Raw genomic sequence first — 22,511 nt, 5'->3', positions numbered from 1 at the left:
ATGGAAGGGCCCGGCTGACAAGTGCTCCGGCTCAGCGTGCACCCTTACCGGTCAGCACCACTGCCACGGTCTCAAGCAGGATCAAGAGATCCAGGAACAGCGTGTGGTTCTTGACGTAGTAGAGGTCGTACTGAAGCTTCTCGATCGAATCCTCGACCGTCGAGCCGTACTCGTAGCGCACCTGGGCCCAGCCGGTCACGCCCGGCTTCACACTGTGGCGCACAGCGTAATAGGGAATCTTGGTGACCAGCTCATCAACAAAGAACTGTCGCTCCGGACGCGGGCCAACCAGACTCATCTCGCCCTTGAGCACATTGAAGAGTTGCGGCAGCTCGTCGATGCGAACACGGCGGATGAAACGCCCCACGCGGGTCACGCGGTCATCATTCTTGCTGGCCCAACGCGGCTTGCCATCCTTCTCGGCGTCGGTGCGCATGCTGCGGAACTTGATGACCTTGAATTGGCGGCCATTCAATCCAACGCGCTCCTGGCGATAGAACACAGGTCCCCGCGACTCCAGCTTCACCGCCACCGCAGTCAGCAGCATGATCGGCAAGGTGAGCAACAGGATCAGCGACGAGAACAGAACATCCGAGATACGCTTGACCGCGGTGCGGACCACACCCTGGTTGAAACCATCGCCAAAGACCAGCCAACCCGCATTGACGTGGCTGATCTTGATCTGGGCCAATGTCTTCTCGAAGTGGGTGGCAATATCCACGACCTTGATGCCGTAGAGCTTGCAGTCCAGGAGCTGGCGCAAGGGCATGCTGCCGCCACGACGCTCCGACAGCGCCACGACGATCTCGTCCACACCCAGCTTGAGCGCAGTTTCGGTCAGGCTGCCCTGGGGCTCAATCAACTCCGTACGGGCAACCTCTGGCTGCGTTTCATTGGGTCCGGCAAAGTAGCCCAGGATGTGCACGTGCGGATCGGCCGCCTTCAGGGTCGAGCCAACGGTTTTCGCGGCCTCGCCGGAGCCGAAGATCAGCACCTTGGTCTTGGCCTGGGACTGGATGCTGGAATGTGCCGCATAGACGCGATGCGCCAGCACGGCAGCCACAGCACCCATGGCTGCGAAGGTCAGCAACTCACGATAGCCGCTATCGGCCGGCAAGAGACTGAAGATGCCATAGGCCAGCGGCAAGGCAATCAGCAAGGCCAAGAGTCCCCGTGCGCAGGACTCGGTCAGAGAACGGTTGTGCACATGCTGATAAAAACCCGTGGCCGAATTGATCACAAACATGCAACCAGCCAGCGACAAACCGTGCGACGCCGCAAAGGGAATGATCTGCCCCGCCTGTTCGCCCTGACTGATCACGACGCCCAACAAGGCCAGGATGATCAGACCGACGTCGAAGAAGATCTGCTGCAGTGTGCGCCTGTGCAAATAGTGATTGAATATCCGAACCATGCTCTTCCCCAGTCGCATTACCCGTTGCGTTTCCGCAGCCGGGCAGGATTCCCCTCCGCCCCACACCGATCGATGACCTGTTCCAGCCTGGCAGCTTCTCTCACGCTGACGTATGGAATCGTCCCCACATCGGCAGACCCGCTGAAGGCGACGCAGTGATGGAAACCCGCTGTGCGGCTGCATCATGCCCTCGTGCCATGGTCTTGAAAGCCCCCCGTTTAAAGGGTGCAAATACCTCCGTGAGCAGCAGTCCGTGACGCCCTGCACACCCTTGTCCGCCCCCCTAATTCAAAGGGCATGCCGGACAAATCAGCCGCGTTCACCATCGCTTGTGGAAGGGGCTCAAGCCTTGCAGTAGAGCTGAAATGGCGGGCACTGGAAGACAAGGATGAGCCAACGCTCGTGCGTTTTGCACAGCGGACTGCGATTTGCGCGCACGCGAGCAAAAGCGCTGCAGCCGGCCCTGTGGTGCCGGTGAGACGCGGGGGGCCGGCACTCCCTCTGCTCTGGGACACCGCAGAAAACGACGCCCATGAAAAACGCCCACCGAAGTGGGCGTTGGGCAAGCACTGCCCGACCAGCGGTCGGGCAAGGTTCAGCGCGAACCGTTAGCGGACGACAGCAATCTGCTGACGCGCACCACCCTTGTAGGTGAAAAGGGTCAGGGCGCCGTTCTTGATGTCGCCCTTGTTGTCGAAGGCGATGGTGCCCGTCACACCCTTGTAGCCCTCGGTCTTGGCCAGCACCGGCAGGTACTTGGCCGGCTCAGCGGAACCAGCCTTGACCATGGCAGCCACCATCACGTTCACGGCGTCGTACACATAGGGGGCGTAGATCTGCACGTCCACCTTGTACTTGGCCTTGAACTTGGCCTTGAAGTCATCCATGGACTTCTTGGACTCGCCCTCAACACCACCGGCCTCGGCGCAGACCACCTGGCCATCGGCCATGGTGCCGGCCGACAGCTTGGGCAGCTCACCCGAGCAGATGCCGTCGCCACCCATGAACTTGGCATCGATGCCCAGTTGCTTCATCTGGCGCAGCATCGGGCCGGCCACCGCATCCATGCCGCCGAAGAAGACCACATCGGGCTTCTTGGCCTTGAGCGAGGTCAGGATGGCGGTGAAGTCCGTGGCCTTGTCATTGGTGAACTCGCGGCCCACGATCTTGCCGCCAGCGCCCTTGACACCCTTCTCGAACTCGTCGGCCACGCCCTGACCGTAGGCGGTGCGGTCGTCGATCACGGCGATGTTCTGACCCTTCAGGTCCTTGACGGCGTACTTGCCCAGGGTGCCACCCAGATGCACGTCATCGGCCACCACGCGGAAGGTGGTCTTGTAGCCGTTGCGGGTGAACTTGGGGTTGGTGGCCGAGGGGCTGATCTGCGGAATGCCGGCGTCGCTGTAGACCTTGGAGGCCGGGATGGAGGTGCCGGAGTTCAGGTGACCTACCACGCCATTGACCTTGGAGTCCACCAGCTTCTGAGCCGCGGCCGTGCCCTGCTTGGGATCGCCAGCGTCGTCTTCGGCCAGCAGTTCGAACTTGGCCTTCTTGCCGCCGATGGTGACGCCCTTGGCGTTCAGCTCCTCGATGGCCATGCGGGCACCCAACTCATTGTCCTTGCCCAGGTGAGCGATGGCGCCACTGGTGGGACCCACGTGGCCAATCTTCACCACCAGCTCCTGAGCCATCGCGGTACCGCTCAGCACCACGGCGACCGCGCCCACGATCACGTTCAACTTGACTTGCATTTAGTAAACCTCCGAGTTGGAAGAAGGAGAGCTATCGCTGTTGAGATATCAACTCCATGAACATACCCCAAAACCAACGGCGACTCCTTAAGGGAAAGCATGGGCGCCGGCCACTCCGACGGACAGAAGCGGCAGCCATTCAACGGGCTGGGATGTACCGGGTTGACAGCAAGGGCTGCGCCGAGGGCGCGGAGCCCGTCTCAGCCCAAGCGGCGCTCACGTTCGCGGCGCAAAGCTTCCGACAGGGCCTGATCGACCAGCCCCTCCAGCTGCGGCACCAGAACCTCGTGCAGTTCCTGCTGAAGTTGCCAAGCCAGACGCTGCACCGACTGCTCGAGCCGGGCTTGCAGCTGACGCTGCAAGAGATCGTCAAGGGCTTGCCGGAGCTCCTGCCCCAGGCCTTGCCTGAGCCGGTCCTCGAGCGCGTCCAGCACGGCCGGATCCGGGGGCATCGGCAAGGGTGCAGCCATTGACCGGGTTTCGGCCATCTCAGCCATCTCGGCCGGCTCGGGCTGCACAGGCAGCAGCGCAGCGGCTGATGCCTGCGCCCGATCGGCGGGCCCCTCATCCGGCCGGAAGTCCAGACTCAGATCCAGATCGAAGTCAGCCAAGCTCGCCGCCGGGGACGCGGATTCGGGCTCGGGAAAGGGCTGGAAATCCGCCACCTGCACCGCGCTTGGCGCCATGGCAGCCTCGCTCCGCATGCCATGAAGCAAGGGTTGCGGGCCCGCCGCGGGCTCCGGAACAGCGGCCAAGTCTTCTGGCCGGTGGCGGGAGACGGGCTCCGGCACATGAAGGGCCTGCGCCCCAGCCCCTTGCAGGGTGTTGGCGCCAGACTCAGGCTGCTCCACCGCGGCGGGCAAGTCCGCCACGCCCCGTGGCACCACCGCCGACACGCTTGGCGCGGGCCGAAAACGGCTTTCGTCCAGAACCTCGGTCAGCGTCGGTACGACGCGGGGTGGCGTGCTCATGCGTTCACCACATGGTGTTGGACGACGTGCCCCAGCTGCTTGTACTGCCTGAAGCGCTGTCGACCCGCCTCCACCTGCTCAGGCTCGGTCGCCACGACCTCCAGCACCCGTGCAAAGGCGTCAAAGCCCTCGGGCATCTCCATGCCCAGATTCAGCAGCACATCCCGGCGCGGATGCTCCTGGAGGCGATCCACCAACCAGATCGGGGTACGCGATGCCCAGGGCCAAGGCGATCCGGCACGCAGACGCGCATGCGGCACGAACTCGGTGGGCTCGAACTCCCACAGCACGCGATCAAGACGATCCAGCAAGCCGCTGGGCGCCAGCACCGTGAGTCGGGCGCCGCTCAGCTGCGCCTTGCGCAGCAGGCGGCATACATAGGGCAGGCGCTCGGCCACACCCGTGTAGAAGCTGATCTCACTCATGCACGCAGGGGCGCCCGAACGGCGCTCAACGCACCTGCGACAGCAGGAAGTGCGTCAGCAGACCCACGGGGCGCCCCGTCCCTCCCTTGGCGCCACCGCTCTTCCAGGCCGTGCCCGCGATGTCCAGATGTGCCCAACGGTACTTGCTGGCAAAGCGTTGCAGGAACTTGGCCGCGGTGATGGAGCCGCCCTCGCGACCCGCCACATTGGCCACGTCGGCAAAGTTGCTCTTCAGGCCTTCCTCGTACTCATCGTCCAGGGGCATGCGCCAGCAGGGATCCAGGGCTGCATCGCCCGCTGCCAGCAGGGCACCGGCCAGCTCGTCATCACTGGCGTACATGCCGCTGCGCACACCACCCAGGGCGATCACGCAAGCACCGGTCAGGGTGGCCACGTCCACCACCACCGCGGGCTTGAAGCGCTCGGCATAGCTCAGGGCATCGCAGAGGATCAGACGGCCTTCGGCATCGGTATTCAGAATCTCGATGGTCTGCCCCGACATGGAAGTCACCACATCGCCCGGCTTGACCGCGTTGCCGGCCGGCATGTTCTCGCAGGCGGCGATGATGGCCACCAGGTTCAGCTTGGGCTTGAGCTCGGCCACCGCACGCAGGGTGCCCAGCACGCTGGCAGCCCCCCCCATGTCGAACTTCATCTCGTCCATGCCGGCGCCCGGCTTCAGGGAGATGCCGCCCGAGTCAAAGGTAATGCCCTTGCCCACCAGCACCACCGGCGCCACCGTCTTGGCAGCACCTTCATAGCGTGCCACGATGAAGCGCAGCGGCTCGGTCGAGCCCTTGGCCACGGCCAGGAAGCTGCCCATGCCCAGCTTCTCCACCGCCTTCTGGTCCAGCACCTCGACCTTCAGGCCATGGCTCTTGCCCAGGGCCTTGACCTGCTCGGCCAGGAAGGTGGGGGTGGCGTAGTTGGGCGGACGGTTCGCCGCCTCCCGGGCCAGCTCGATACCGGCACCGATGGCCTGACCGCGCGCCAGGCCGGCCTTGGCGGCCTTGGCATCGTCCTTGCCCAGCAGCAGGCTCAGCTTGGCCAGCTTCGGCGCAGCCGGGGCGCTTGGCTTGGTGTGGCGATACACATAGCTGACCTCCAGTGCTGCCAGCACGGTTTGCTCGACCAGCGCTTCGCTCAGACTGTCAAAGCCGGCAAAGGCCAATGCAGCGTGGACGGTGCCGCCACTCTTGAGCGCGCTCAGGGCCGACTGAACCGCTGAGCGAGCCGACTTCAGCGAGGCCTTGCCAGCACAGGCCAGCACCAGGCGGGGCGCCTTGAGACCCGCCACGCGGGGCAGCACCAGGGTCTTGCCGGCCTTGAGCTCGAAATCGCCCAGCTTGATGGCGTCCTTGGCTGCGGCGGCCACGGACGCATCCAGCCCCACGGGCAAGGTGTCACCGGCCAGCACCAACACCAGGGCGTCAGCGTTCACGCCCGACAGGGCATCCAGGGACGAAGTCTGAGTACGGAAGTCCATAATGTCGCGGAATCATTAAAGTGCCAGGATGTTATTCGATTCCACCGTACGCAGAGAGTTGGCGCGCAGCTTCGGCGTGACCCTGGTGGTCATACTGACCATCGTGCTGACCATGATGCTGATCCGCACCCTGGGCCAGGCGGCCGGCGGCCGGGTCGCTCCCCAGGATGTGTTGCTGCTGATGGGCTATGCGGCCCTGGGCCATCTGCCCACCATGCTCAGCCTTTCGCTCTTTGTGGCCGTGGTCAGCACCCTGGGCCGCATGTACCGCGAATCGGAGATGACGATCTGGTTTGCCAGCGGCATCGGCTTGTCGCGTTTTGTGCGTCCGGTCCTGCGCACGGCCTGGCCGGTGCTGCTGCTGGTGATGGCCCTGGCCTTGGTGGTCTGGCCCTGGGGCAACCGCAATAGCGCACAGCTCAAGGAACGCTATGAGCGCCGCTCGGACCTCTCGCGCGTGGCACCCGGGCAGTTTCAGAGCTCGCGGGATGGCAGCAAAGTGTTCTTCATCGAACGCAGCAGCGAGGCCGGCCCCGATGAGCGCAGCAGTGGGCGCAATGTCTTCATCCTGACGCGGTCCGAGCGCTCCGAGTCCGTGACAACGGCCCACAAGGGACATCTGGAGATTGAGGACGAGGACCGCTACCTGGTTCTGGAGCAGGGGCAGCGCAATGAGATGGCCACCGAGGGTGGCGCGCGGACGCTGGCACGCTTCGAGCGCTACCGGCTGCTGACCGACGCCCAGGTCATGCGAGCCGTGGATGCACTGCCGCCCAAGGCCATGAACAGCCTGGACCTGCTGCGCAATCCGACACCGCGCCATCTGGGCGAGCTCACCTGGCGGCTGGGCCTGGCGCTGGGCACCCTCAATCTGGTGCTGCTGGGTATAGGCATGTCCGCGTCCAATCCTCGCCGGCCCAACAACTGGAATCTTCTCGTGGCCCTGCTCGGCTTCGTCGTCTACTACAACCTGATCACGCTCTCGCAATCCTGGGTCGCCGGATCCCGCATGAGCATGGGGACCGCTTTGCTTGCGGTGCATGGCAGCGCCCTGCTGATGGGACTGGGTCTGCTGCTGCTGCGTGATCAGGGCAATCGCATGGTGCTGCGCCTGCGCAGGAGGCCCGCATGAAGACCGTGCGACGCCTGCTCTATCGCGAGTTGCTGAGTGCCGTGTTCTTCGTGGCGCTCGCCTTTCTCTCCCTGTTCTACTTCATCGACTTTGTTGACCATCTTGATGATCTGGGACGCAAGGGCCTGGGCGCCGGCAAGGCCGCCTGGCTGGCCCTGCTGGAACAACCGGGCCACTTCTACGAGCTCTTTCCCATTGCCGTGCTGATTGGCAGCATCTATTCCCTGGCAAGGCTGGCCCAGTCCAGCGAGTTCACCATCTTGCGCACCGGCGGTCTGGGCCCCCAGCGTGCACTCAGCCTGCTCACCGCACTGGCCCTGGGCTTTGCGGCCCTGACCTTCATCGTGGGCGACTACATCGCGCCGGGTTTCGAACGCTATGGCGAGCAGGAGCATGCGCGGCTCACCGGAAGCCTCTCGCGGGGCGCCTCGGGCGCCTGGCTCAAAGACAAGCAAACAATCCAGGGGCAGGAGCGCAGCTTCTCCGTTCATGTGGGCCGCGCCCTGGCCCCCGGGCGACTTGAGCAGGTCCGCATCTTCGAGTTTGACGCCCAGGGCGCCCTGCTCAGCCGCCTGGAGGCGGCTGGCGCCGAGGTGCAGGCCGACGGTCTGTGGAAGCTGCGCGAGGTTGTGCGCACGCAATGGAACACACAAGCGCCGGTACCCAGGATCCAGGACGACAAGCTCCCCACCTTGGACTGGGCCAGCGGCCTCGACATCGCCGTGATTGGCGCGGCGCTGCTGCCCGCCAAGACCATGTCTACCCTGGACCTCTACCGCTACACGCGGCATCTTTCGGCACAGGAACAGTCGGCCCAGCAGCACAACATCCAGTTCTGGCGCAAGGCGTTCTACCCCTTTGCCTGCCTGGTGATGGTGGCTCTGGCCCTGCCCTTTGCCTATCTGCACGGACGTGCCGGCGGCATCAGCCTCAAGGTCTTTGGCGGCATCATGCTGGGGATCAGCTTCGTGCTGCTGAACAATCTTGCCGGACATCTGGGCATGCTCAGGGGCTGGACGCCCTGGGCCGTGGCCGCCACACCCAGCCTGATCTATATGGGCATATCCCTGGCGGCCTTTGGCTGGCTCGTGCGCTACCGATGAGCGCGCCAGCAGCGCTGCGCACGCACACCAGATTGCCCAACAACCGCTATACCGAGGCGCACCCCTGATGGACGGATTGCTGTTGTTTGCCCACGGAGCCCGCGATCCCGCCTGGGCCCGCCCCTTCGAAGCCATTGCGGCCCGCATTGCTGCGGCCCGCCCAGACCTGCCGCTGGCCCTGGCCTATCTGGAACTGATGCAACCCGATATCAGCAGCGCTGCCGACAGCCTGCTGGCGCGCGGTTGCCGGCGCATCCACATCGTGCCCATGTTTCTGGGAGCCTCCGGTCATATGCGGCGCGATGTGCCGCCCCTGGTGGACGCGCTGCGCGAAAAGCATGGCGGTGAGTGGCTGCTGCACCCCGCCATCGGCGAGCAGGAGGCGGTGAGCGCCGCCATGGCCGCCGCCAGCCTGGCCCTGATCACCCCGAGCACCCCATGAATCTGCACCAATTCCGTTTCGTCCAGGAGGCGGCGCGCCGCAACCTCAACCTCACCGAAACTGCCAAGGCGCTCTTCACGTCACAGCCCGGGGTCTCCAAGGCCATTCTCGAGCTGGAAGAAGAGCTGGGCGTGGACATCTTCTCGCGTCACGGCAAGCGTCTGCGCCGCATCACCGAGCCGGGCCAGCAGGTGCTCAAGTCCATCGAGATCATCATGCGCGAGGTGGGCAATCTCAAGCGCATCGGCGAGGAATACTCGAAGCAAGACGCCGGGACCCTGTCCATTGCGACCACCCACACACAGGCCCGCTATGTGCTGCCCGGCCCCGTGGCCCAGCTGCGCAAGCGCTTCCCCCAGGTGCAGGTGAGCCTGCATCAGGGCAATCCGGAGCAGGTGGCGCGCATGCTGCTGGATGAAAGCGCGGATGTGGGCCTGGCCACCGAGTCACTGTCCGAGCATGAGGATCTGGTCACCCTGCCCTGCTACGAATGGCAGCATGTGCTGGTTGCCCCGGCCGACCATCCCCTGGCCCAGACCGAACGGATCTCGCTGGAGCAACTGGCTCAGTACCCTCTGGTGTCCTACCACCCCAGCTTCACCGGGCGCACACGCATTGACCGCGCTTTTGCCGCCCGGCAGCTCAAGCCGGACATCGTGCTGGAGGCCATCGACTCCGACGTCATCAAGACCTACGTGAAGCTGGGCATGGGCGTGGGCATCGTGGCCGAGATGGCCGTGCGCGAAGACCCGCCGGGCGGTGAGCTGGTCTCTCGTCCCCTGGGCCATCTCTTCGGCCAGAACGTGGCCCGAATCGCCTTCAAGCGGGGTGCCTATCTGCGCAACTATGTTCATGCCTTCGTGAGCCTGCTGTCCGATCGGCTGGACAAGGCCTTGCTGGAGCGCGCCATGAACGGCGAGGCCAGCGACTACAAACTCTGAGAATTCCCTTGCTGCACAAGATGCAACTGCACAGCCGTCTGCCCCATGTGGGCACCACCATCTTCAGCACCATGTCGGCCCTCGCACAGGCGCATGGCGCCGTGAACCTGGGACAGGGCTTCCCCGACTTCGACTGCGACCCGCAGCTGGTGGACGCGGTCCACGAGGCCATGCGCCGGGGGCACAACCAATACCCGCCCATGCCGGGGGTGCCCGCCCTGCGCCAAGCGGTGGCGGCCAAGCTGCAGGCGATGCACGGGCGCAGCTACGATGCCGATCGCGAGATCACCATCACCGCCGGAGCCACGCAGGCGATCTTCACCGCCCTGCTGGCCATCGTGCATCCGGGCGATGACGTCATCGTGCTGGAGCCCTGCTACGACAGCTATGGCCCCAATATCGAGCTGGCAGGCGGCCGGGTCGTGCGCGTGCCGCTGAAGGCCGAAAGCTACCGCCCCGACTTCGAGCGCATTGCGGCGGCCATCACCCCCCGCACCCGCGCCCTGATCATCAACACACCGCACAATCCCAGCGCCACCGTCTGGAGCGCCGCCGAGATGCAGACGCTGGCGGATTTGCTGGCGCCGACCGATGTGCTGCTGATCAGCGACGAGGTCTATGAGCACATGGTCTTCGATGGTGCGGCCCACCAGAGCGTGGCCCGCTTCCCCGGCTTGGCCGAGCGCAGCTTCATCGTCTCCAGCTTCGGCAAGACCTACCATGTCACCGGCTGGAAGGTCGGCTATGTGGCGGCTCCCGCGGCGCTGAGCGTCGAGTTCCGCAAGGTGCACCAATTCAATGTGTTCACGGTCAACACACCGGCCCAGCACGGGCTGGCAGCCTATATGGCGAACCCGGCCCCCTATCTGGGCCTGGGCGACTTCTACCAGCGCAAGCGAGATCTGTTCCGCGCCGGCCTGGAAGGCACCGCCTTCAGGCTGCTGCCCAGCGAGGGCAGCTATTTCCAGTGCGTGGACTTCAGCGCCTATCGCGAGCGCAGCGGCCAGCGGAGCGATGCAGCTTTTTGCGAGTGGCTGACGCGCGAGGTCGGCGTGGCCGCCATTCCTCTATCCGCCTTCTATGCGCAGGGCTGCGAGGCGCCGGTGATCCGCTTCTGCTTTGCCAAGCGCGACGAGACCCTCAAACAGGCCCTGGACAAGCTGCAGAGTCTCTGAACCCGCCCACCCGCCGGACTCAGCCCGGCAAGCCCGGGCGGACGGTGGGGGCTTCATCGTCGCCCAGCGGGATGTCGACCTCCAAGCCCCCCCTCACCGAATTCGATGCTGCGCTGCCGGTCTGCCAGACCATGGTGGCCATCATGTCCGAGGCCGGGTTGTCCAGCGGCAGGAAAAGATCGATATCGGTGCTGCGCACCTCATGTTCCGACAGGTCGCGAGCCACCCCGTACAAGAGCAGGAGTTCGCGGCAGCTTGCAAGGTCCAAGCCCTGCTGCCCCCCCGCTGCGCCCAGCAGCGATTGCAGCAGGGCCATGCAGGCCCCATGGTCGCTCCAGCATGCCTGCAGACGCGCCAACAGGGCCGGATGGGCCTCCAGGCCAGCGCCTGCGCTGCCCAGTTGCTGAGGCGCCGCGGCGCCGAAGCGCTGGGCATAGTCGGCCTCCAGCACCGCCAGAAGATCCAGATCGCCGCGCCGACGATAAAGGGAGAGCAGTAAGAGGTGAGGCAGGGGCGTCGCAGCATCCAGACGCGAGCGAAGCAGATCGATGGCGGCCTCGTCCTGGCCCAGTACCTGGAAGAAGTCCACCTGCTGGTCCAGGTCAATCAGACCCTCGACGGCCAGGGGCGGCAAGGCCGAATGCAGCGCACCCTGGGCATCCGGCTCCACCAGCTCGAAGCTCACCGGCTCATTCACCGCCCCCGCCTCGGGGGGCGGCATGAGCGCCGCAGTCGCCGCTGCAGGCGCCAAGCCACTGGACAGCTCCAGCGGTGCCGGCGCTGAGGCGGGCAAGGGAGCGGGTACTGGAGAGAAGCCCGTCGCCGCGCTCACTTCCGCCGGCCACGCGTCGGGCGGCACCGACTTCGGCGCCGAGGGGTGGCCCGCGCCGGGGCGGCCGGCGTCCGGAACGGCGGCTGGCGCCAGGTCGGACGCCGACGCGATATGCGCGGGCGAAACCTCGTAGGGCGCACGCGCCTCTTCCCACCAGGTCGGCACGTCTGCCTGGGCGCTGCGCGCGCGGCCACGCCAAAGCCAAGCGGCAAAGCCCATCAGCGCCAGGCTCAAGAGGCCCAGCCCCAGGACCAGGGGACGATCCGGGGAGGAAGACTGGGCCTGAGCCAGCTGGGCCTGCAGTGCCGCAATGCGGGCCTCGCTCTCGCGCTGCTGGGACTGCATCTTCTCCAGGCTTTGCTCCAGCTTGGCCAATCGCTGACGGGCCTCCTCGTCATGCGGCGCTGGGGTGGATGCGGCCAGGGCGCTCAGCAGCTCGGCGGGCTCCAATTGCAGCTTGGGCCCGGCGCTGGGAGACGGCGTCGCCTTGCTTGGGGGCTTGGCAGCAGCCGACTTGAGACCGCCCTCGACAGGCCTGGGCTTGCCGACGGTCGGGCGACTGGCAGCGGGCGACGGTGCGACGGCCGCCGTCGCGGCACGCGCCGAGGTCTCGGCCGGCTCAGTCAAGGTCTGCGAACTCTTCTCGGGCACCGAACGCGTGCCCAGCAGCTCGGCTGGCTTAGCCTCCGCGGTACCCAGTGCCGCACGAAGGGCCGCCGAATAGCTTTGCACCACAGCAGCCTCACCCACGGGGGCCGTCTGGGGCACCGCCTGAGCCGCGCCGGGAGGATCGATAAAGGCCGTGTACTGCCGGGTCAGACGGACCGGACAGCCCAGACTCAGCTGCACATTGACCAAGGGCTCGTCCACTTGGATCGTGCTACGCAACCGGACCGCCCGGACCGCGCTTTCGCTTTCACCCTCGAGCTGGACCTGCAGCAGATTGGGCGGCAGGCGCGACTCGCCAGCCACAACCTCGGCACGCACACAGTCTGGCGACAAGCTCTCGCCCGCGGCCAGCTGAACCGGGAACAGCAAGCTCAGCGGCTGGCCGAGCGCCGAGAGCGTCTGCGGACGCCCCACACCCATGGCCTGGGCGCTACCCAGGCCTGCGGAAGCCATGGCAAGGAGAAGAACTGAGTGGAGTCGGGGCGTGCGGTGCATCGGCCAGCGCCGTTTTGTGTCGGATTGTTTGCGGGCCACTCTAGCACGCACCCAAGGCAGAACGCCCTTCCCTGGCGCCCGGGCGACTCGGGGTGTTTCCTAGTTCATACACACTGCGGGGCCGACTGGCTCTCATGGACAATCGGCGCGCCCGCAAGCCTGCGGGCTGTCACCTCAGCGACGCAGCATGAACAGCACGGTTCTTACACTTTCAGAACGCAACAACATCGAATCGGGTTCGTGGTTCTCCAGACTGTCCGCAGCGCTGCGCAGCGACATCCTCTCTCGCGCCCTGCTGCGGCGACTGAGCGATGGCGCCATGCTGTCCTGCCGCGGCGAGCCGGCGGAAGAATGGGTGGGCGTGGCCAAGGGCGCCGTGCGCGTCAGCTCCGTCTCTCTGTCCGGCAAGCAGGTCACGCTGACCTATGTGGAGCCCGGCACCTGGTTCGGCGATATCTCGCTCTTCGACGGGCTGCCGCGCACCCACGACGCCACGGCCCATGGCGATACCACGCTGCTGGTGGTGCGCAAGCCCGACTTCAAAGAGCTGCTGTCGCGCCACACCGAGCTCTACGAAGCCCTGCTGCGTCTGAACTGCAGACGGCTGCGTCTGATGTTCGACGCCGTGGAGGACTTGAACACGCGACCGCTGGCCGCGCGCCTGGCCAAGCAACTGCTGCTGCTGGCCCGTTCCTACGGCGTGACCCAAGGCGAGGAAATCCGCATCGGCCTGCAACTGGCGCAGGAAGACCTGGCGCAGCTGTTGGGCGCCTCGCGCCAACGTGTGAATCAGGAGCTCAAGAGCTTCGAGCGCGATGGCGCCTTGCGCGTGGAACCCACAAGACTCGTGATCCTGAGCAAGGACAAGCTGCTGGCCATTGCCCAACGCTGAAGCCGCTTGCCACCCAGGGTCATCCGGCACAAGGACAACAAGGAGACCCATGGAAGACTTCAACGGCACCCGCCCCCCCAGCCAGGACCTGAATCTGCAGGCGCTGAGCCACTGGCTCGGTGAACACGTGTCGGGATTCTCCGGCCCCCTGAGCATCGAGCAGTTCAAGGGCGGTCAGTCCAATCCCACCTACCGGCTGAGCACCCCTCAGGCCCGCTATGTGATGCGCAGCAAGCCCGGGCCGCAGGCCAAGCTGCTGCCCTCGGCCCACGCCATCGAGCGAGAGTTCCGCGTCATGCAGGCCTTGTCCGCCAGCGCCGTACCCGTACCGCGCATGCTGGCATTGTGCGAAGACGAAAGCGTGATCGGCCGCGCCTTCTATGTCATGGAGTGCGTGGAAGGCCGCGTACTCTGGGATCAGAGCCTGCCGGGCATGAGCCCGAGCGAACGCGCGGCACTCTACGATGAAATGAACCGCGTGATCGCCGCCCTGCACAGGGCGGACTACAAGGCCCTGGGGCTGAGCGACTATGGCAAGCCCGGCAACTACTTCGAGCGCCAGATCGCGCGCTGGAGCAAGCAGTACCAGGCCTCCGCGACCCATGCCATCGCGGCCATGGACCAGCTCATCGAATGGCTACCCCTCAACATCCCGGCCTCTGCACGCGACGAATCCGAAGTGGCCATCGTCCATGGCGACTTCCGCCTGGACAACCTGATGTTTCACCCCAACGAGCCGCGCGTGCTGGCCGTGCTGGACTGGGAACTCTCGACCCTGGGCCATCCGCTCGCGGACTTCAGCTACCACTGCATGTCCTGGCACATCCACACCTCGGGCGCCGCTCGCGGCCTGGGCGGACATGACCTGGCAGCACTGGGCATTCCCGACGAGGAGGCTTATGTGCGGCGCTATTGCGAGCGAACCGGCCGCAGCGACATCAACGCGGTCATGCGCGACTGGAACTTCTATCTGGCTTACAACCTCTTCCGAATCGCCGCCATTCTGCAAGGCATTGCCAAGCGGGTCGAGGCGGGGACGGCATCCAGCGAACGTGCCCGCGAGGCCGGCGCCGGAGCCCGCCCCATGGCCGAGCTGGCCTGGACCTTCGCGCAGCGCGCACAGCAAGCCTAGGGAGTCGGTACGCCCCCGAGCCTCAGTTCAGCTCACTGGGCTGGCTCTGCCAGGCCACCGAGGTTGTGGTGGGCCACGGGCCACCGTCGGCCAAGCGCGTATTGACGCGCTGCGCATCGCGACAAGCCGTCTCCAGCAAACGGACCAGTGACTGGATTTCGCTCAGGGTCGGCTCGGCCATGGCCACGCGCAAATAGACATTGCCCCGCAAGACCATCAGCACAAAAGGACGCTCCGCCGGCAGCAAGGACTCGCCGGCCTGAAGCAGGGCATCGCTGAGTCCGCCCTCCAGCCAGGCCGAGACGACCTCCTGATTGACACCCAGTCCCCCCCAGCGCTCCTTGAGCAACTTGTTCGGGAAGTGCTTGAGCTTGGCAAACATCACCAACCAGCGCATCTCCTCCGGCGTATCCGCATCCACACGGGTCTTGAGCGTGTCGGTATAGGCCTCGAACACGGCGCGCTCCAGGCGCTCCATCAGCGTTCGCGCCAACACCATCATCTGCAGATCCGGGTGCAAGCCCAGCTCGCAGCGCATGCGCAGTTCATGGCCCTCGATATAGCTGCGCTGTGAGGGCGCCCACTCGATACGCAGGACACCTGCGGCGCCACGCGACTGCTCGATCTGAAAACCACGCGCATCACGGGTCTGGCGAAAGACGCCACCACGCTGCTCCGCCCAGTCAGCGACGGCCTTCCAACGCGCTGCGTTGGCACGAGTCACCCACCAGCGTTTAACTTGCTTAATTAACATGAGCTAGGACAATGGGACGGCGCAGCCAGGAGACAAAACAATGATCGAAGTTTATTCATGGCCCACACCCAACGGCCACAAGGTCCACATCATGTTGGAAGAATGTGACCTCCCGTATAAGGTGATCCCCGTGGACATTGGCTCGGGCGCGCAATTCGACGCCGAGTTTCTCTCGATCAGCCCGAACAACAAGATCCCCGCCATTGTCGATCCTGAGGGCCCCGATGGCCGCCCGATCGCCCTGTTCGAATCGGGCGCCATCCTGCTCTACCTCGCGTCCAAGGCGGGCAAGCTGCTGCCCGAAAGCACACGCGACAAGTACGAAGTGCTGCAATGGCTGATGTTCCAGATGGGTGGCGTGGGTCCCATGCTGGGCCAAGCACATCATTTCCGCATCTATGCGCCCGAGAAGATTCCCTATGCCATCGAGCGCTACACCAATGAAGCCAAGCGGCTGTACGGCGTGATCAACAAGCGCCTTGCATCCAGCCGCTATCTCGGCGGGCACGACCACTCCATTGCCGATATCGCCACATTCCCATGGCTGCGCTCCTGGAAGAACCAAGGCATCGAGTTAGCCGATTACCCACACCTCAAGGGCTGGTTCGACGAGATCGCTGCGCGCCCCGCCGTGCAAAGAGGGCTCGCCGTACTGGCCGAACAGCGCAAGCCCCTGGTCAGCGAACAAGCCCGCGAGGTACTGTTCGGGGCCAAGCAGTACAAGCACCGCTGAGCCAGGGCAGCCAAACGAAAAGGGCCCGAGTCACAGACTCGGGCCCTTTTGCTTGAGATGGTGGAGCCGGCGGGAATTGAACCCGCGTCCGCAAGCCATCACCGGGCAGTTCTACATGCTTAGCCCTCTGAACTTAGTTCTCGCCGAGCGACCGCGCAGGAGCACGCTGCCAACCCAACCAGCCGCTAGATCTCGTCACCCGGTGTGCGGCCCACCGAACAACCAGCCTATGTGAATGACTCCGCAGGTGTTGCCACCCCAGCCCATAGGCCTGCTGTTGCGGAGCCTCGTGCTAATTAAGCAGCGAGGGCAAACTTTTCGTCGTTTGCAGTTACTTTTTTCCAGTGGATTAACGAGCGAACTGGTGCTCGGCATGCCCTACTTCGGATCCGCACCCACGTCGAAACCAGGTCGGCCCCATAGAACACCTACATTATGCCAGGGTCCGGAACTTCAAGAGCCCGTTTGCGTCTGCAAAACAGTCCGGACCATGGCGAGCAAGTCCTCGGGCCGGGTGGCAATCGCATCGGCACCCCAGGCCTCGATGGGCTCGCCGCGCCCCAGATAGCCCCAGGACACGGCCACGGTCTGCATGCCCGCGGCCCGACCAGCCACGATGTCGCGATGGTCATCCCCCACATAGATGCAGTGCTCGGGCGCCACACCCGCACGACGCGCCGCCTCCAAGAGCGGCTCGGGATGCGGCTTGGCATGCGCCGTGGTGTCGCCGCCAATCACGGCCGCCGCCCGCTGAGCCAGGCCCAGTCCGGCGGTCAGCGGCAGGGCAAAACGCTCGGACTTGTTGGTCACGATACCCCAAGCCAGCCCCAGGGACTCCAGGCCCGCAAGCAAGGCCTCCACCCCATCAAAGGCCCGGGTTTCATGCAGCAGGCGCGCCTCATAGCGATCAAAGAACTCACTCTTCAACGCGTCGAAACGCTGATCCGGCGGCGCGACCTGGAAGGCCAAACCCATCATGCCGCGAGCACCGGCGCCTGCCATGGGACGCAGTGTGTCCAGCGGCAGGGCCGGCAGCTGACGCGCCAGCAGCATCTCGTTGGTCGCACCGGCGAGATCGGGCGCGCTGTCCACCAGCGTACCGTCCAGATCGAAGAGCACGGCGCGAATGGGCCGACCCAACCAGCCCTGCTCTCGGGCCTGAAGCACGGCGAGGCTCATGCGAGCAAGGGCTTGCGGCAGGCCATCAGATAGTTGACGTCCGTGTTGCCACCCAGACTGTAGCGCTGGGTCAGGGGGTTGTAGTGCAAGCCGCGCAGCTGATGAACTTCAAGACCGGCATCGCGCGCAAACTGGCTCAGCTCGGCAGGCTTGAGAAAGCGCGCGTACTCATGCGTGCCCGCCGGCAGCATCTTGAGCAGATACTCCGCCCCCACGATGGCCAGGGCAAAGGCCTTGGCATTGCGGTTGAGGGTCGAGAAAAACACCCAAGCACCCGGCTTGGCCAGCACCGCACAGGCACGCACCACCGAGGCAGGGTCGGGCACGTGCTCCAACATCTCCATGCAGGTCACGGTATCAAAGGATGCCGGCCGCTCCTCAGCCAGCGCCTCAACGGCGACTTCGCGGTACTCGATGTTCTCGGTGCCCGCCTCCATGGCATGCAGCTGAGCCACTCGCAGCGGCTTGGTCGAGAGATCGATGCCCAGCACATGGGCACCTTTGCGCGCCATGGAGTCGGCCAGGATGCCACCACCGCAGCCCACGTCCAACACGGTCTGCCCCGCCAGGGGCGAGAGGCCGTCGATCCAGTTCAGGCGCAGCGGATTGATCTGGTGCAGAGGCTTGAACTCGCTGTCTGCATCCCACCAGCGATGGGCGAGCTCACCAAACTTGGCCAGCTCTTGAGGGTCGGCATTGATCATGATGGGCGAGATGGTAGCGGATGGCCCGCCACAAAAAGAAAACCCCGCCGAGGCGGGGTTGGCAATGACAGGCGGCCCAAGGCCGCCAGACTCATTACTTGTTGCGGGTACCGACCACTTCGATTTCCACGCGGCGATTCTTGGCGCGGCCTTCGGCGGTCTTGTTGTCGGCGACGGGCTGCTTCTCGCCCTTGCCTTCGGTGTACACGCGGTTCTTCTCGACGCCCTTGGAGACCAGATAGGCCTTCACGGCTTCGGAGCGACGCACCGACAGCTTCTGGTTGTACTCGTCGCTGCCCACGCTGTCGGTATGACCGACGGCGATGATCACTTCGAGGTTGATGCCGCTGGTCTTGGAGACCAGGTCATCCAGCTTGGCCTTGGCTTCAGCCTTCAGCACCGACTTGTCGAAGTCAAAGAATGCATCAGCGGCGAAGGTCACCTTCTCGCTCACCGGAGCGGGCGGCACGGGAGCCGGCTTCGGGGCAGGAGCCGGAGCCGGAGCCGGAGCGGGCTTCGGAGCCTCGACCTTCGGAGCGGGCTTGAGCGCACCGTCGCAGTCCTTGGCGGCGGTTGCCGGGGTCCAGTTGCTGTCGCGCCAGCACAGTTCGTTGGTGCCGTTCTTCCAGACGGTACCGTCCGTTGCACGCCAGTTATCCACGGTCTGAGCGAAAGCGCCAGACGTGGCAACAGCAGCGACAGCGAAGAGCGACGCCACACGGTTCAGTTTCTTCATGATTCTCCTCTCAAGGAAGGCCGCAGTTGCCCTGCGAAATTGTCCGAAGCTGGAACAAAACCTTTGAAGAAGCCCTGCTACGGGTTTCTCCTAGGGACTCAATGATTGTGCCATAGGGCACTGAGACCACCGCATTGTGGCGGCCCAAGCTGCAGACCAAAGCGCCAATGTTGCGCAGGTACTACAACTACGGGCAATTAGAATTCTGTCTTTCAGTCTCCAACGAGCCAGGCCGGGGCGCCAGCCGCCACCAGCCCTTCATCGCATGACCCAATTCGCCAAGGAAACCCTGCCCATCAGCCTCGAAGAGGAGATGCGGCGCTCCTACCTCGATTACGCGATGAGCGTGATCGTCGGCCGGGCTCTGCCCGACGCGCGCGACGGCCTCAAGCCGGTGCACCGACGCGTGCTCTTCGCGATGCACGAGCTGAACAATGACTGGAACAGGCCCTACAAGAAATCGGCCCGTATCGTTGGCGATGTGATCGGTAAATATCACCCGCACGGCGATACCGCTGTTTACGACACCATTGTGCGCATGGCTCAGGATTTCTCGCTGCGCCATATGCTGGTGGATGGCCAGGGTAACTTCGGCTCGGTGGACGGTGATAACGCTGCCGCCATGCGATACACCGAAATCCGCCTGGACAAAATCGCCCATGAAATGCTGGCGGACATCGACAAGGAAACCGTCGATTTCGGCCCCAACTACGACGGCTCCGAGAAGGAGCCCCTGGTGCTGCCTACCCGGCTGCCCAATCTGCTGGTCAATGGCGCCACCGGCATTGCCGTGGGCATGGCCACCAACATCCCGCCGCACAACCTCAACGAGGTGGTGGACGCCTGCCTGCACGCGCTGAAGAACCCCGACTGCTCGATTGACGAGCTGATGGAGATCATCCCGGCGCCCGACTTTCCCACCGCCGGCATCATCTATGGCATGTCCGGCGTGCGCGATGGCTATCGCACCGGCCGTGGCAAGGTGGTGATGCGCGCCAAGGTGCATTTCGAGGACATCGACAAGGGCAACCGCCAGGCCATCATCGTCGACGAGATTCCCTACCAGGTGAACAAGAAGACGCTGCTGGAGCGCATCGCCGAGCTGGTTCACGAGAAGAAGATCGAGGGCATCAGCCACATCCAGGACGAGTCCGACAAGTCCGGCATGCGCGTGGTGATCGAACTCAAGCGCGGCGAGGTGCCCGAGGTTGTGCTGAACAACCTCTACAAGCAGACCCAGCTGCAGGACAGCTTCGGCATGAATATGGTGGCGCTGATCGACGGTCAGCCCAAGCTGTGCAATCTGAAGGACCTGATCACGGTCTTCCTGGAGCACCGCCGCGAGGTGGTCACCCGCCGCACCATTTTCGAGTTGCGCAAGGCGCGCGAGCGCGGTCATGTGCTGGAAGGCCTGGCCGTCGCCCTGGCCAATATCGACGAGTTCATCGAGACCATCAAGACCTCGCCCACCCCACCGGTGGCCAAGGCAGCACTGATGAGCAAGAGCTGGGACAGCTCTCTGGTGCGCGAGATGCTCAGCCGCGCCGAGGGGGGCAGCCAGGCCTACCGCCCCGAGGGCCTGCCGGCCCACTACGGCATGCAGCCCGATGGTCTGTACCGCCTCTCCGAGGATCAGGCCGGCGAAATCCTGCAGATGCGCCTGCAACGCCTGACGGGCCTGGAGCAGGACAAGATCGTCGGCGAGTACAAGGATGTGATGGCCGTCATCGCCGATCTGCTGGACATCCTGGCCAAGCCCGAGCGTGTCACCGTGATCATTGGCGAAGAGTTGATCCAGGTCCGCCAGGAGTTTGGCCAGACCAAGATCGGCGCGCGCCGCAGCCTGATCGAGCACAACGCCCAGGAGCTGGGTACCGAGGACCTGATCACGCCCACCGATATGGTCGTGACGCTCTCGCACACCGGCTATATCAAGAGCCAGGCATTGGGCGAGTACCGGGCCCAGAAGCGCGGTGGCCGCGGCAAGCAGGCCACCCAGACCAAGGATGACGACTGGGTCGACCAGCTCTTCATCGCCAACACCCACGACTGGATCCTGTGCTTCTCCAACCGCGGCCGTGTCTACTGGCTCAAGGTCTGGGAGGTGCCGCAGGGCTCGCGCAACTCGCGCGGCAAGCCCATCGTCAATATGTTCCCGCTGCAGCAGGACGAGAAGATCACCGTGGTGCTGCCGCTCACCGGCGAGTTCCGCGCCTTCCCCGAGGACCATTTCATCTTCATGGCCACCGCCATGGGCACGGTGAAGAAGACCTCGCTGAAGGACTTCAGCAACCCGCGCAAGGCCGGCATCATTGCCGTGGACCTGGACGAGGGCGACCACCTGATCGGCGCAGCACTCACCGATGGCAAGCACGATGTGATGCTCTTCAGCGATGGCGGCAAGGCCGTGCGCTTCGACGAAGACGATGTGCGGCCTATGGGCCGCCAGGCCCGCGGCGTGCGCGGCATGATGCTGGAGCCCGATCAGCGCCTGATCGCCATGCTGGTGGCCGAGGACGAGAACCAGAGCGTGCTCACCGCCACCGAGAACGGCTACGGCAAGCGCACCGCCATCACCGAGTACACCCGCCATGGCCGTGGCACCAAGGGCATGATCGCCATCCAGCAAAGCGAGCGCAATGGCCGCGTGGTGGCTGCCACCCTGGTGCGCGCCGAGGACGAGATCATGCTGATCACCGACAAGGGCGTGCTGGTGCGCACCCGGGTCAGCGAAATCCGCGAGCTGGGCCGCGCCACGCAAGGCGTGACCCTGATCGCCCTGGATGACGGCGCTAAGCTCTCGGGCCTGCAGCGTATCGTCGAGAACGACGCCAATGACGGCGCCGACAGCAACCCCGAGTCCGGCGCCAGCGAGGCCGGCACCGACAGCAAGGAATGAGCCCCCTGATGAGCAACGCCCTTCGCCCCCTGATCCTGGCTGCCCTGATGGGCTGCGCTGCCTCGCTGGCGCAAGCCCAGGCCACTGCCGCCAGCGCCCCCGCGGCAGGCAGCAGCCCCGCCAAGAAGGAGCTGGTGGCCCGCGTGCTGCAGCTGCAGCAGCCGGGCCTGGAAGCCATGTCGCGCGCCATGCTGCAGCAGCCCCTGGGCCAGCTGATGCAGGGCGCCGGTCAGGCCCTGCAGCAGCTGCCCGCCGAGAAGCGTGAAGCCACCGCCAAGGCCATCGAGGGCGAGATCAAGAAGTTCGTGGACGAGACCACGCCGCTGATGCGCGACCGCGCCATCAAGCTGGCCCCGAGCACCATCGGCGCCATCCTGGAAGAGCGCTTCAGCGAGGACGAGCTGCGTCAGCTTGCCGCCTGGCTGGAGTCGCCGGTCAACAAGAAGTACGGTCAGCTGGGCCAGGACATGCAGCGCGCCCTGGCCGAGAAGCTGGTGGCGGACACACGCGGTACCGTCGAGGCCCGCCTGAAAACGCTAGAGCAATCGGTCATGAAGCAACTGGGCATTGCGCCCAAGCCGGCCACCTCGGCGCCCGCGCCCGCACCTGCAAAGAAGTAAGCCCAAGTACGCTCTCGCTCGACCTG

20 protein-coding genes and 1 other RNA gene are annotated in these 22,511 nt (G+C 64.9%); 10 read left to right on the top strand and 11 right to left on the bottom strand.

The window, feature by feature from the left end; all coding sequences use genetic code 11:
• Positions 1 to 31: 31 nt before the first annotated feature.
• The 5 genes from DFR39_RS07265 to DFR39_RS07245 form a co-directional block, all read right to left on the bottom strand.
• Entirely contained in the window at positions 32 to 1,414 is a 1,383-nt protein-coding gene (locus DFR39_RS07265; RefSeq protein WP_133602863.1) for a TIGR03013 family XrtA/PEP-CTERM system glycosyltransferase, read from the bottom strand.
• Positions 1,415 to 2,022: 608 nt separating this feature from the next.
• The gene (locus DFR39_RS07260; protein WP_133602862.1) at positions 2,023 to 3,165 is read right to left on the bottom strand and encodes a branched-chain amino acid ABC transporter substrate-binding protein; all 1,143 of its coding nucleotides are present in this window, start codon (positions 3,163 to 3,165) and stop codon (positions 2,023 to 2,025) included.
• A gap of 200 nt (positions 3,166 to 3,365) precedes the next feature.
• Entirely contained in the window at positions 3,366 to 4,136 is a 771-nt protein-coding gene (locus DFR39_RS07255) for a hypothetical protein (RefSeq protein ID WP_133602861.1), read from the bottom strand.
• On the bottom strand, positions 4,133 to 4,561 hold the full coding sequence (locus tag DFR39_RS07250) for a DNA polymerase III subunit chi (protein ID WP_133602860.1): 429 nt from the start codon (positions 4,559 to 4,561) through the stop codon (positions 4,133 to 4,135). Before DFR39_RS07250 ends, DFR39_RS07255 begins: the two co-directional genes overlap by 4 nt.
• Before the next feature lie 25 nt (positions 4,562 to 4,586).
• The gene (locus DFR39_RS07245; protein ID WP_133602859.1) at positions 4,587 to 6,047 is read right to left on the bottom strand and encodes a leucyl aminopeptidase; all 1,461 of its coding nucleotides are present in this window, start codon (positions 6,045 to 6,047) and stop codon (positions 4,587 to 4,589) included.
• Positions 6,048 to 6,075: 28 nt separating this feature from the next.
• Between DFR39_RS07245 and lptF the strand changes: the two genes are divergently transcribed.
• The 5 genes from lptF to DFR39_RS07220 all read left to right on the top strand — a co-directional run bounded on the left by lptF (position 6,076) and on the right by DFR39_RS07220 (position 10,840).
• Positions 6,076 to 7,179, top strand: a complete 1,104-nt coding sequence (lptF, locus tag DFR39_RS07240; protein WP_133602858.1) for an LPS export ABC transporter permease LptF — start codon at positions 6,076 to 6,078, stop codon at positions 7,177 to 7,179.
• Positions 7,176 to 8,282, top strand: a complete 1,107-nt coding sequence (gene lptG, locus DFR39_RS07235; RefSeq protein ID WP_133602857.1) for an LPS export ABC transporter permease LptG — start codon at positions 7,176 to 7,178, stop codon at positions 8,280 to 8,282. The genes lptF and lptG overlap by 4 nt, the downstream gene beginning before the upstream one ends.
• Before the next feature lie 67 nt (positions 8,283 to 8,349).
• Positions 8,350 to 8,724, top strand: a complete 375-nt coding sequence (locus tag DFR39_RS07230) for a sirohydrochlorin chelatase (RefSeq protein ID WP_133602856.1) — start codon at positions 8,350 to 8,352, stop codon at positions 8,722 to 8,724.
• Positions 8,721 to 9,665 carry a CysB family HTH-type transcriptional regulator gene (locus DFR39_RS07225; protein ID WP_133602855.1) on the top strand — a complete coding sequence of 315 codons (945 nt, stop codon included), beginning with the start codon at positions 8,721 to 8,723 and terminating at the stop codon, positions 9,663 to 9,665. Before DFR39_RS07230 ends, DFR39_RS07225 begins: the two co-directional genes overlap by 4 nt.
• Before the next feature lie 20 nt (positions 9,666 to 9,685).
• Positions 9,686 to 10,840 (top strand): pyridoxal phosphate-dependent aminotransferase, encoded by a 1,155-nt coding sequence (locus DFR39_RS07220; protein ID WP_133602854.1) that lies wholly within the window; start codon positions 9,686 to 9,688, stop codon positions 10,838 to 10,840.
• Between the two features lie 19 nt (positions 10,841 to 10,859).
• Here the strand turns inward: DFR39_RS07220 and DFR39_RS07215 are convergent, their stop codons facing one another.
• Entirely contained in the window at positions 10,860 to 12,794 is a 1,935-nt protein-coding gene (locus DFR39_RS07215; RefSeq protein WP_133602853.1) for a FimV/HubP-related protein, read from the bottom strand.
• A 229-nt stretch (positions 12,795 to 13,023) separates the two neighbouring features.
• Here DFR39_RS07215 and DFR39_RS07210 point away from each other — a divergent pair, with 229 nt between their 5' ends.
• Together DFR39_RS07210 and DFR39_RS07205 are read left to right on the top strand one after the other, a co-directional pair.
• Positions 13,024 to 13,728, top strand: coding sequence for a Crp/Fnr family transcriptional regulator (locus tag DFR39_RS07210; RefSeq protein WP_133602852.1), 705 nt, complete (start codon positions 13,024 to 13,026; stop codon positions 13,726 to 13,728).
• A gap of 49 nt (positions 13,729 to 13,777) precedes the next feature.
• Positions 13,778 to 14,860 carry a phosphotransferase family protein gene (locus DFR39_RS07205; protein WP_133602851.1) on the top strand — a complete coding sequence of 361 codons (1,083 nt, stop codon included), beginning with the start codon at positions 13,778 to 13,780 and terminating at the stop codon, positions 14,858 to 14,860.
• A 22-nt stretch (positions 14,861 to 14,882) separates the two neighbouring features.
• Here the strand turns inward: DFR39_RS07205 and DFR39_RS07200 are convergent, their stop codons facing one another.
• Positions 14,883 to 15,584 carry a hypothetical protein gene (locus DFR39_RS07200; RefSeq protein ID WP_133602850.1) on the bottom strand — a complete coding sequence of 234 codons (702 nt, stop codon included), beginning with the start codon at positions 15,582 to 15,584 and terminating at the stop codon, positions 14,883 to 14,885.
• A gap of 70 nt (positions 15,585 to 15,654) precedes the next feature.
• Between DFR39_RS07200 and DFR39_RS07195 the strand changes: the two genes are divergently transcribed.
• A complete protein-coding gene (locus DFR39_RS07195; protein ID WP_133602849.1) occupies positions 15,655 to 16,347 on the top strand; it encodes a glutathione S-transferase N-terminal domain-containing protein in 693 nt (230 codons plus the stop codon).
• Positions 16,348 to 16,405: 58 nt separating this feature from the next.
• Here the strand turns inward: DFR39_RS07195 and ssrA are convergent.
• From ssrA to ompA, 4 genes are all read right to left on the bottom strand, one after another.
• Positions 16,406 to 16,766: a transfer-messenger RNA gene (gene ssrA / locus DFR39_RS07190) on the bottom strand.
• Positions 16,767 to 16,800: 34 nt separating this feature from the next.
• Complete coding sequence (gene gph / locus DFR39_RS07185; protein ID WP_133602848.1) at positions 16,801 to 17,526, bottom strand: phosphoglycolate phosphatase; 726 nt, start codon at positions 17,524 to 17,526, stop codon at positions 16,801 to 16,803.
• Positions 17,523 to 18,230, bottom strand: a complete 708-nt coding sequence (ubiG, locus tag DFR39_RS07180) for a bifunctional 2-polyprenyl-6-hydroxyphenol methylase/3-demethylubiquinol 3-O-methyltransferase UbiG (RefSeq protein WP_133602847.1) — start codon at positions 18,228 to 18,230, stop codon at positions 17,523 to 17,525. The genes gph and ubiG overlap by 4 nt, the downstream gene beginning before the upstream one ends.
• A 94-nt stretch (positions 18,231 to 18,324) precedes the next feature.
• The gene (gene ompA / locus DFR39_RS07175) at positions 18,325 to 18,966 is read right to left on the bottom strand and encodes an outer membrane protein OmpA (RefSeq protein ID WP_133602846.1); all 642 of its coding nucleotides are present in this window, start codon (positions 18,964 to 18,966) and stop codon (positions 18,325 to 18,327) included.
• A 265-nt stretch (positions 18,967 to 19,231) separates the two neighbouring features.
• On the opposite strand from ompA, the gene gyrA reads away from it, so the two are divergent.
• Together gyrA and DFR39_RS07165 are read left to right on the top strand one after the other, a co-directional pair.
• A complete protein-coding gene (gene gyrA, locus DFR39_RS07170) occupies positions 19,232 to 21,865 on the top strand; it encodes a DNA gyrase subunit A (RefSeq protein WP_133602845.1) in 2,634 nt (877 codons plus the stop codon).
• A gap of 8 nt (positions 21,866 to 21,873) precedes the next feature.
• Complete coding sequence (locus tag DFR39_RS07165) at positions 21,874 to 22,485, top strand: DUF2059 domain-containing protein (RefSeq protein WP_246030730.1); 612 nt, start codon at positions 21,874 to 21,876, stop codon at positions 22,483 to 22,485.
• The last annotated feature ends 26 nt before the right edge of the window (positions 22,486 to 22,511 follow it).

It is taken from the genome of Roseateles asaccharophilus (assembly GCF_004362405.1).
Lineage (GTDB): Bacteria > Pseudomonadota > Gammaproteobacteria > Burkholderiales > Burkholderiaceae_C > Kinneretia > Kinneretia asaccharophila.
The sequence above is the reverse complement of the archived record's forward strand: the minus strand, read 5'-3'. Positions and strand labels throughout refer to the sequence as shown.

What these genes read in the sequence shown, in the direction of transcription:
- DFR39_RS07265 (WP_133602863.1), bottom strand. Translation starts at nt 1,414, where the DNA reads ATGGTTCGGATATTCAATCACTATTTGCACAGGCGCACACTGCAGCAG.
- DFR39_RS07260 (WP_133602862.1), bottom strand. Translation starts at nt 3,165, where the DNA reads ATGCAAGTCAAGTTGAACGTGATCGTGGGCGCGGTCGCCGTGGTGCTG.
- DFR39_RS07255 (WP_133602861.1), bottom strand. Translation starts at nt 4,136, where the DNA reads ATGAGCACGCCACCCCGCGTCGTACCGACGCTGACCGAGGTTCTGGAC.
- DFR39_RS07250 (WP_133602860.1), bottom strand. Translation starts at nt 4,561, where the DNA reads ATGAGTGAGATCAGCTTCTACACGGGTGTGGCCGAGCGCCTGCCCTAT.
- DFR39_RS07245 (WP_133602859.1), bottom strand. Translation starts at nt 6,047, where the DNA reads ATGGACTTCCGTACTCAGACTTCGTCCCTGGATGCCCTGTCGGGCGTG.
- lptF (WP_133602858.1), top strand. Translation starts at nt 6,076, where the DNA reads ATGTTATTCGATTCCACCGTACGCAGAGAGTTGGCGCGCAGCTTCGGC.
- lptG (WP_133602857.1), top strand. Translation starts at nt 7,176, where the DNA reads ATGAAGACCGTGCGACGCCTGCTCTATCGCGAGTTGCTGAGTGCCGTG.
- DFR39_RS07230 (WP_133602856.1), top strand. Translation starts at nt 8,350, where the DNA reads ATGGACGGATTGCTGTTGTTTGCCCACGGAGCCCGCGATCCCGCCTGG.
- DFR39_RS07225 (WP_133602855.1), top strand. Translation starts at nt 8,721, where the DNA reads ATGAATCTGCACCAATTCCGTTTCGTCCAGGAGGCGGCGCGCCGCAAC.
- DFR39_RS07220 (WP_133602854.1), top strand. Translation starts at nt 9,686, where the DNA reads ATGCAACTGCACAGCCGTCTGCCCCATGTGGGCACCACCATCTTCAGC.
- DFR39_RS07215 (WP_133602853.1), bottom strand. Translation starts at nt 12,794, where the DNA reads ATGGCTTCCGCAGGCCTGGGTAGCGCCCAGGCCATGGGTGTGGGGCGT.
- DFR39_RS07210 (WP_133602852.1), top strand. Translation starts at nt 13,024, where the DNA reads ATGAACAGCACGGTTCTTACACTTTCAGAACGCAACAACATCGAATCG.
- DFR39_RS07205 (WP_133602851.1), top strand. Translation starts at nt 13,778, where the DNA reads ATGGAAGACTTCAACGGCACCCGCCCCCCCAGCCAGGACCTGAATCTG.
- DFR39_RS07195 (WP_133602849.1), top strand. Translation starts at nt 15,655, where the DNA reads ATGATCGAAGTTTATTCATGGCCCACACCCAACGGCCACAAGGTCCAC.
- gph (WP_133602848.1), bottom strand. Translation starts at nt 17,526, where the DNA reads ATGAGCCTCGCCGTGCTTCAGGCCCGAGAGCAGGGCTGGTTGGGTCGG.
- ubiG (WP_133602847.1), bottom strand. Translation starts at nt 18,230, where the DNA reads ATGATCAATGCCGACCCTCAAGAGCTGGCCAAGTTTGGTGAGCTCGCC.
- ompA (WP_133602846.1), bottom strand. Translation starts at nt 18,966, where the DNA reads ATGAAGAAACTGAACCGTGTGGCGTCGCTCTTCGCTGTCGCTGCTGTT.
- gyrA (WP_133602845.1), top strand. Translation starts at nt 19,232, where the DNA reads ATGACCCAATTCGCCAAGGAAACCCTGCCCATCAGCCTCGAAGAGGAG.
- DFR39_RS07165 (WP_246030730.1), top strand. Translation starts at nt 21,874, where the DNA reads ATGAGCAACGCCCTTCGCCCCCTGATCCTGGCTGCCCTGATGGGCTGC.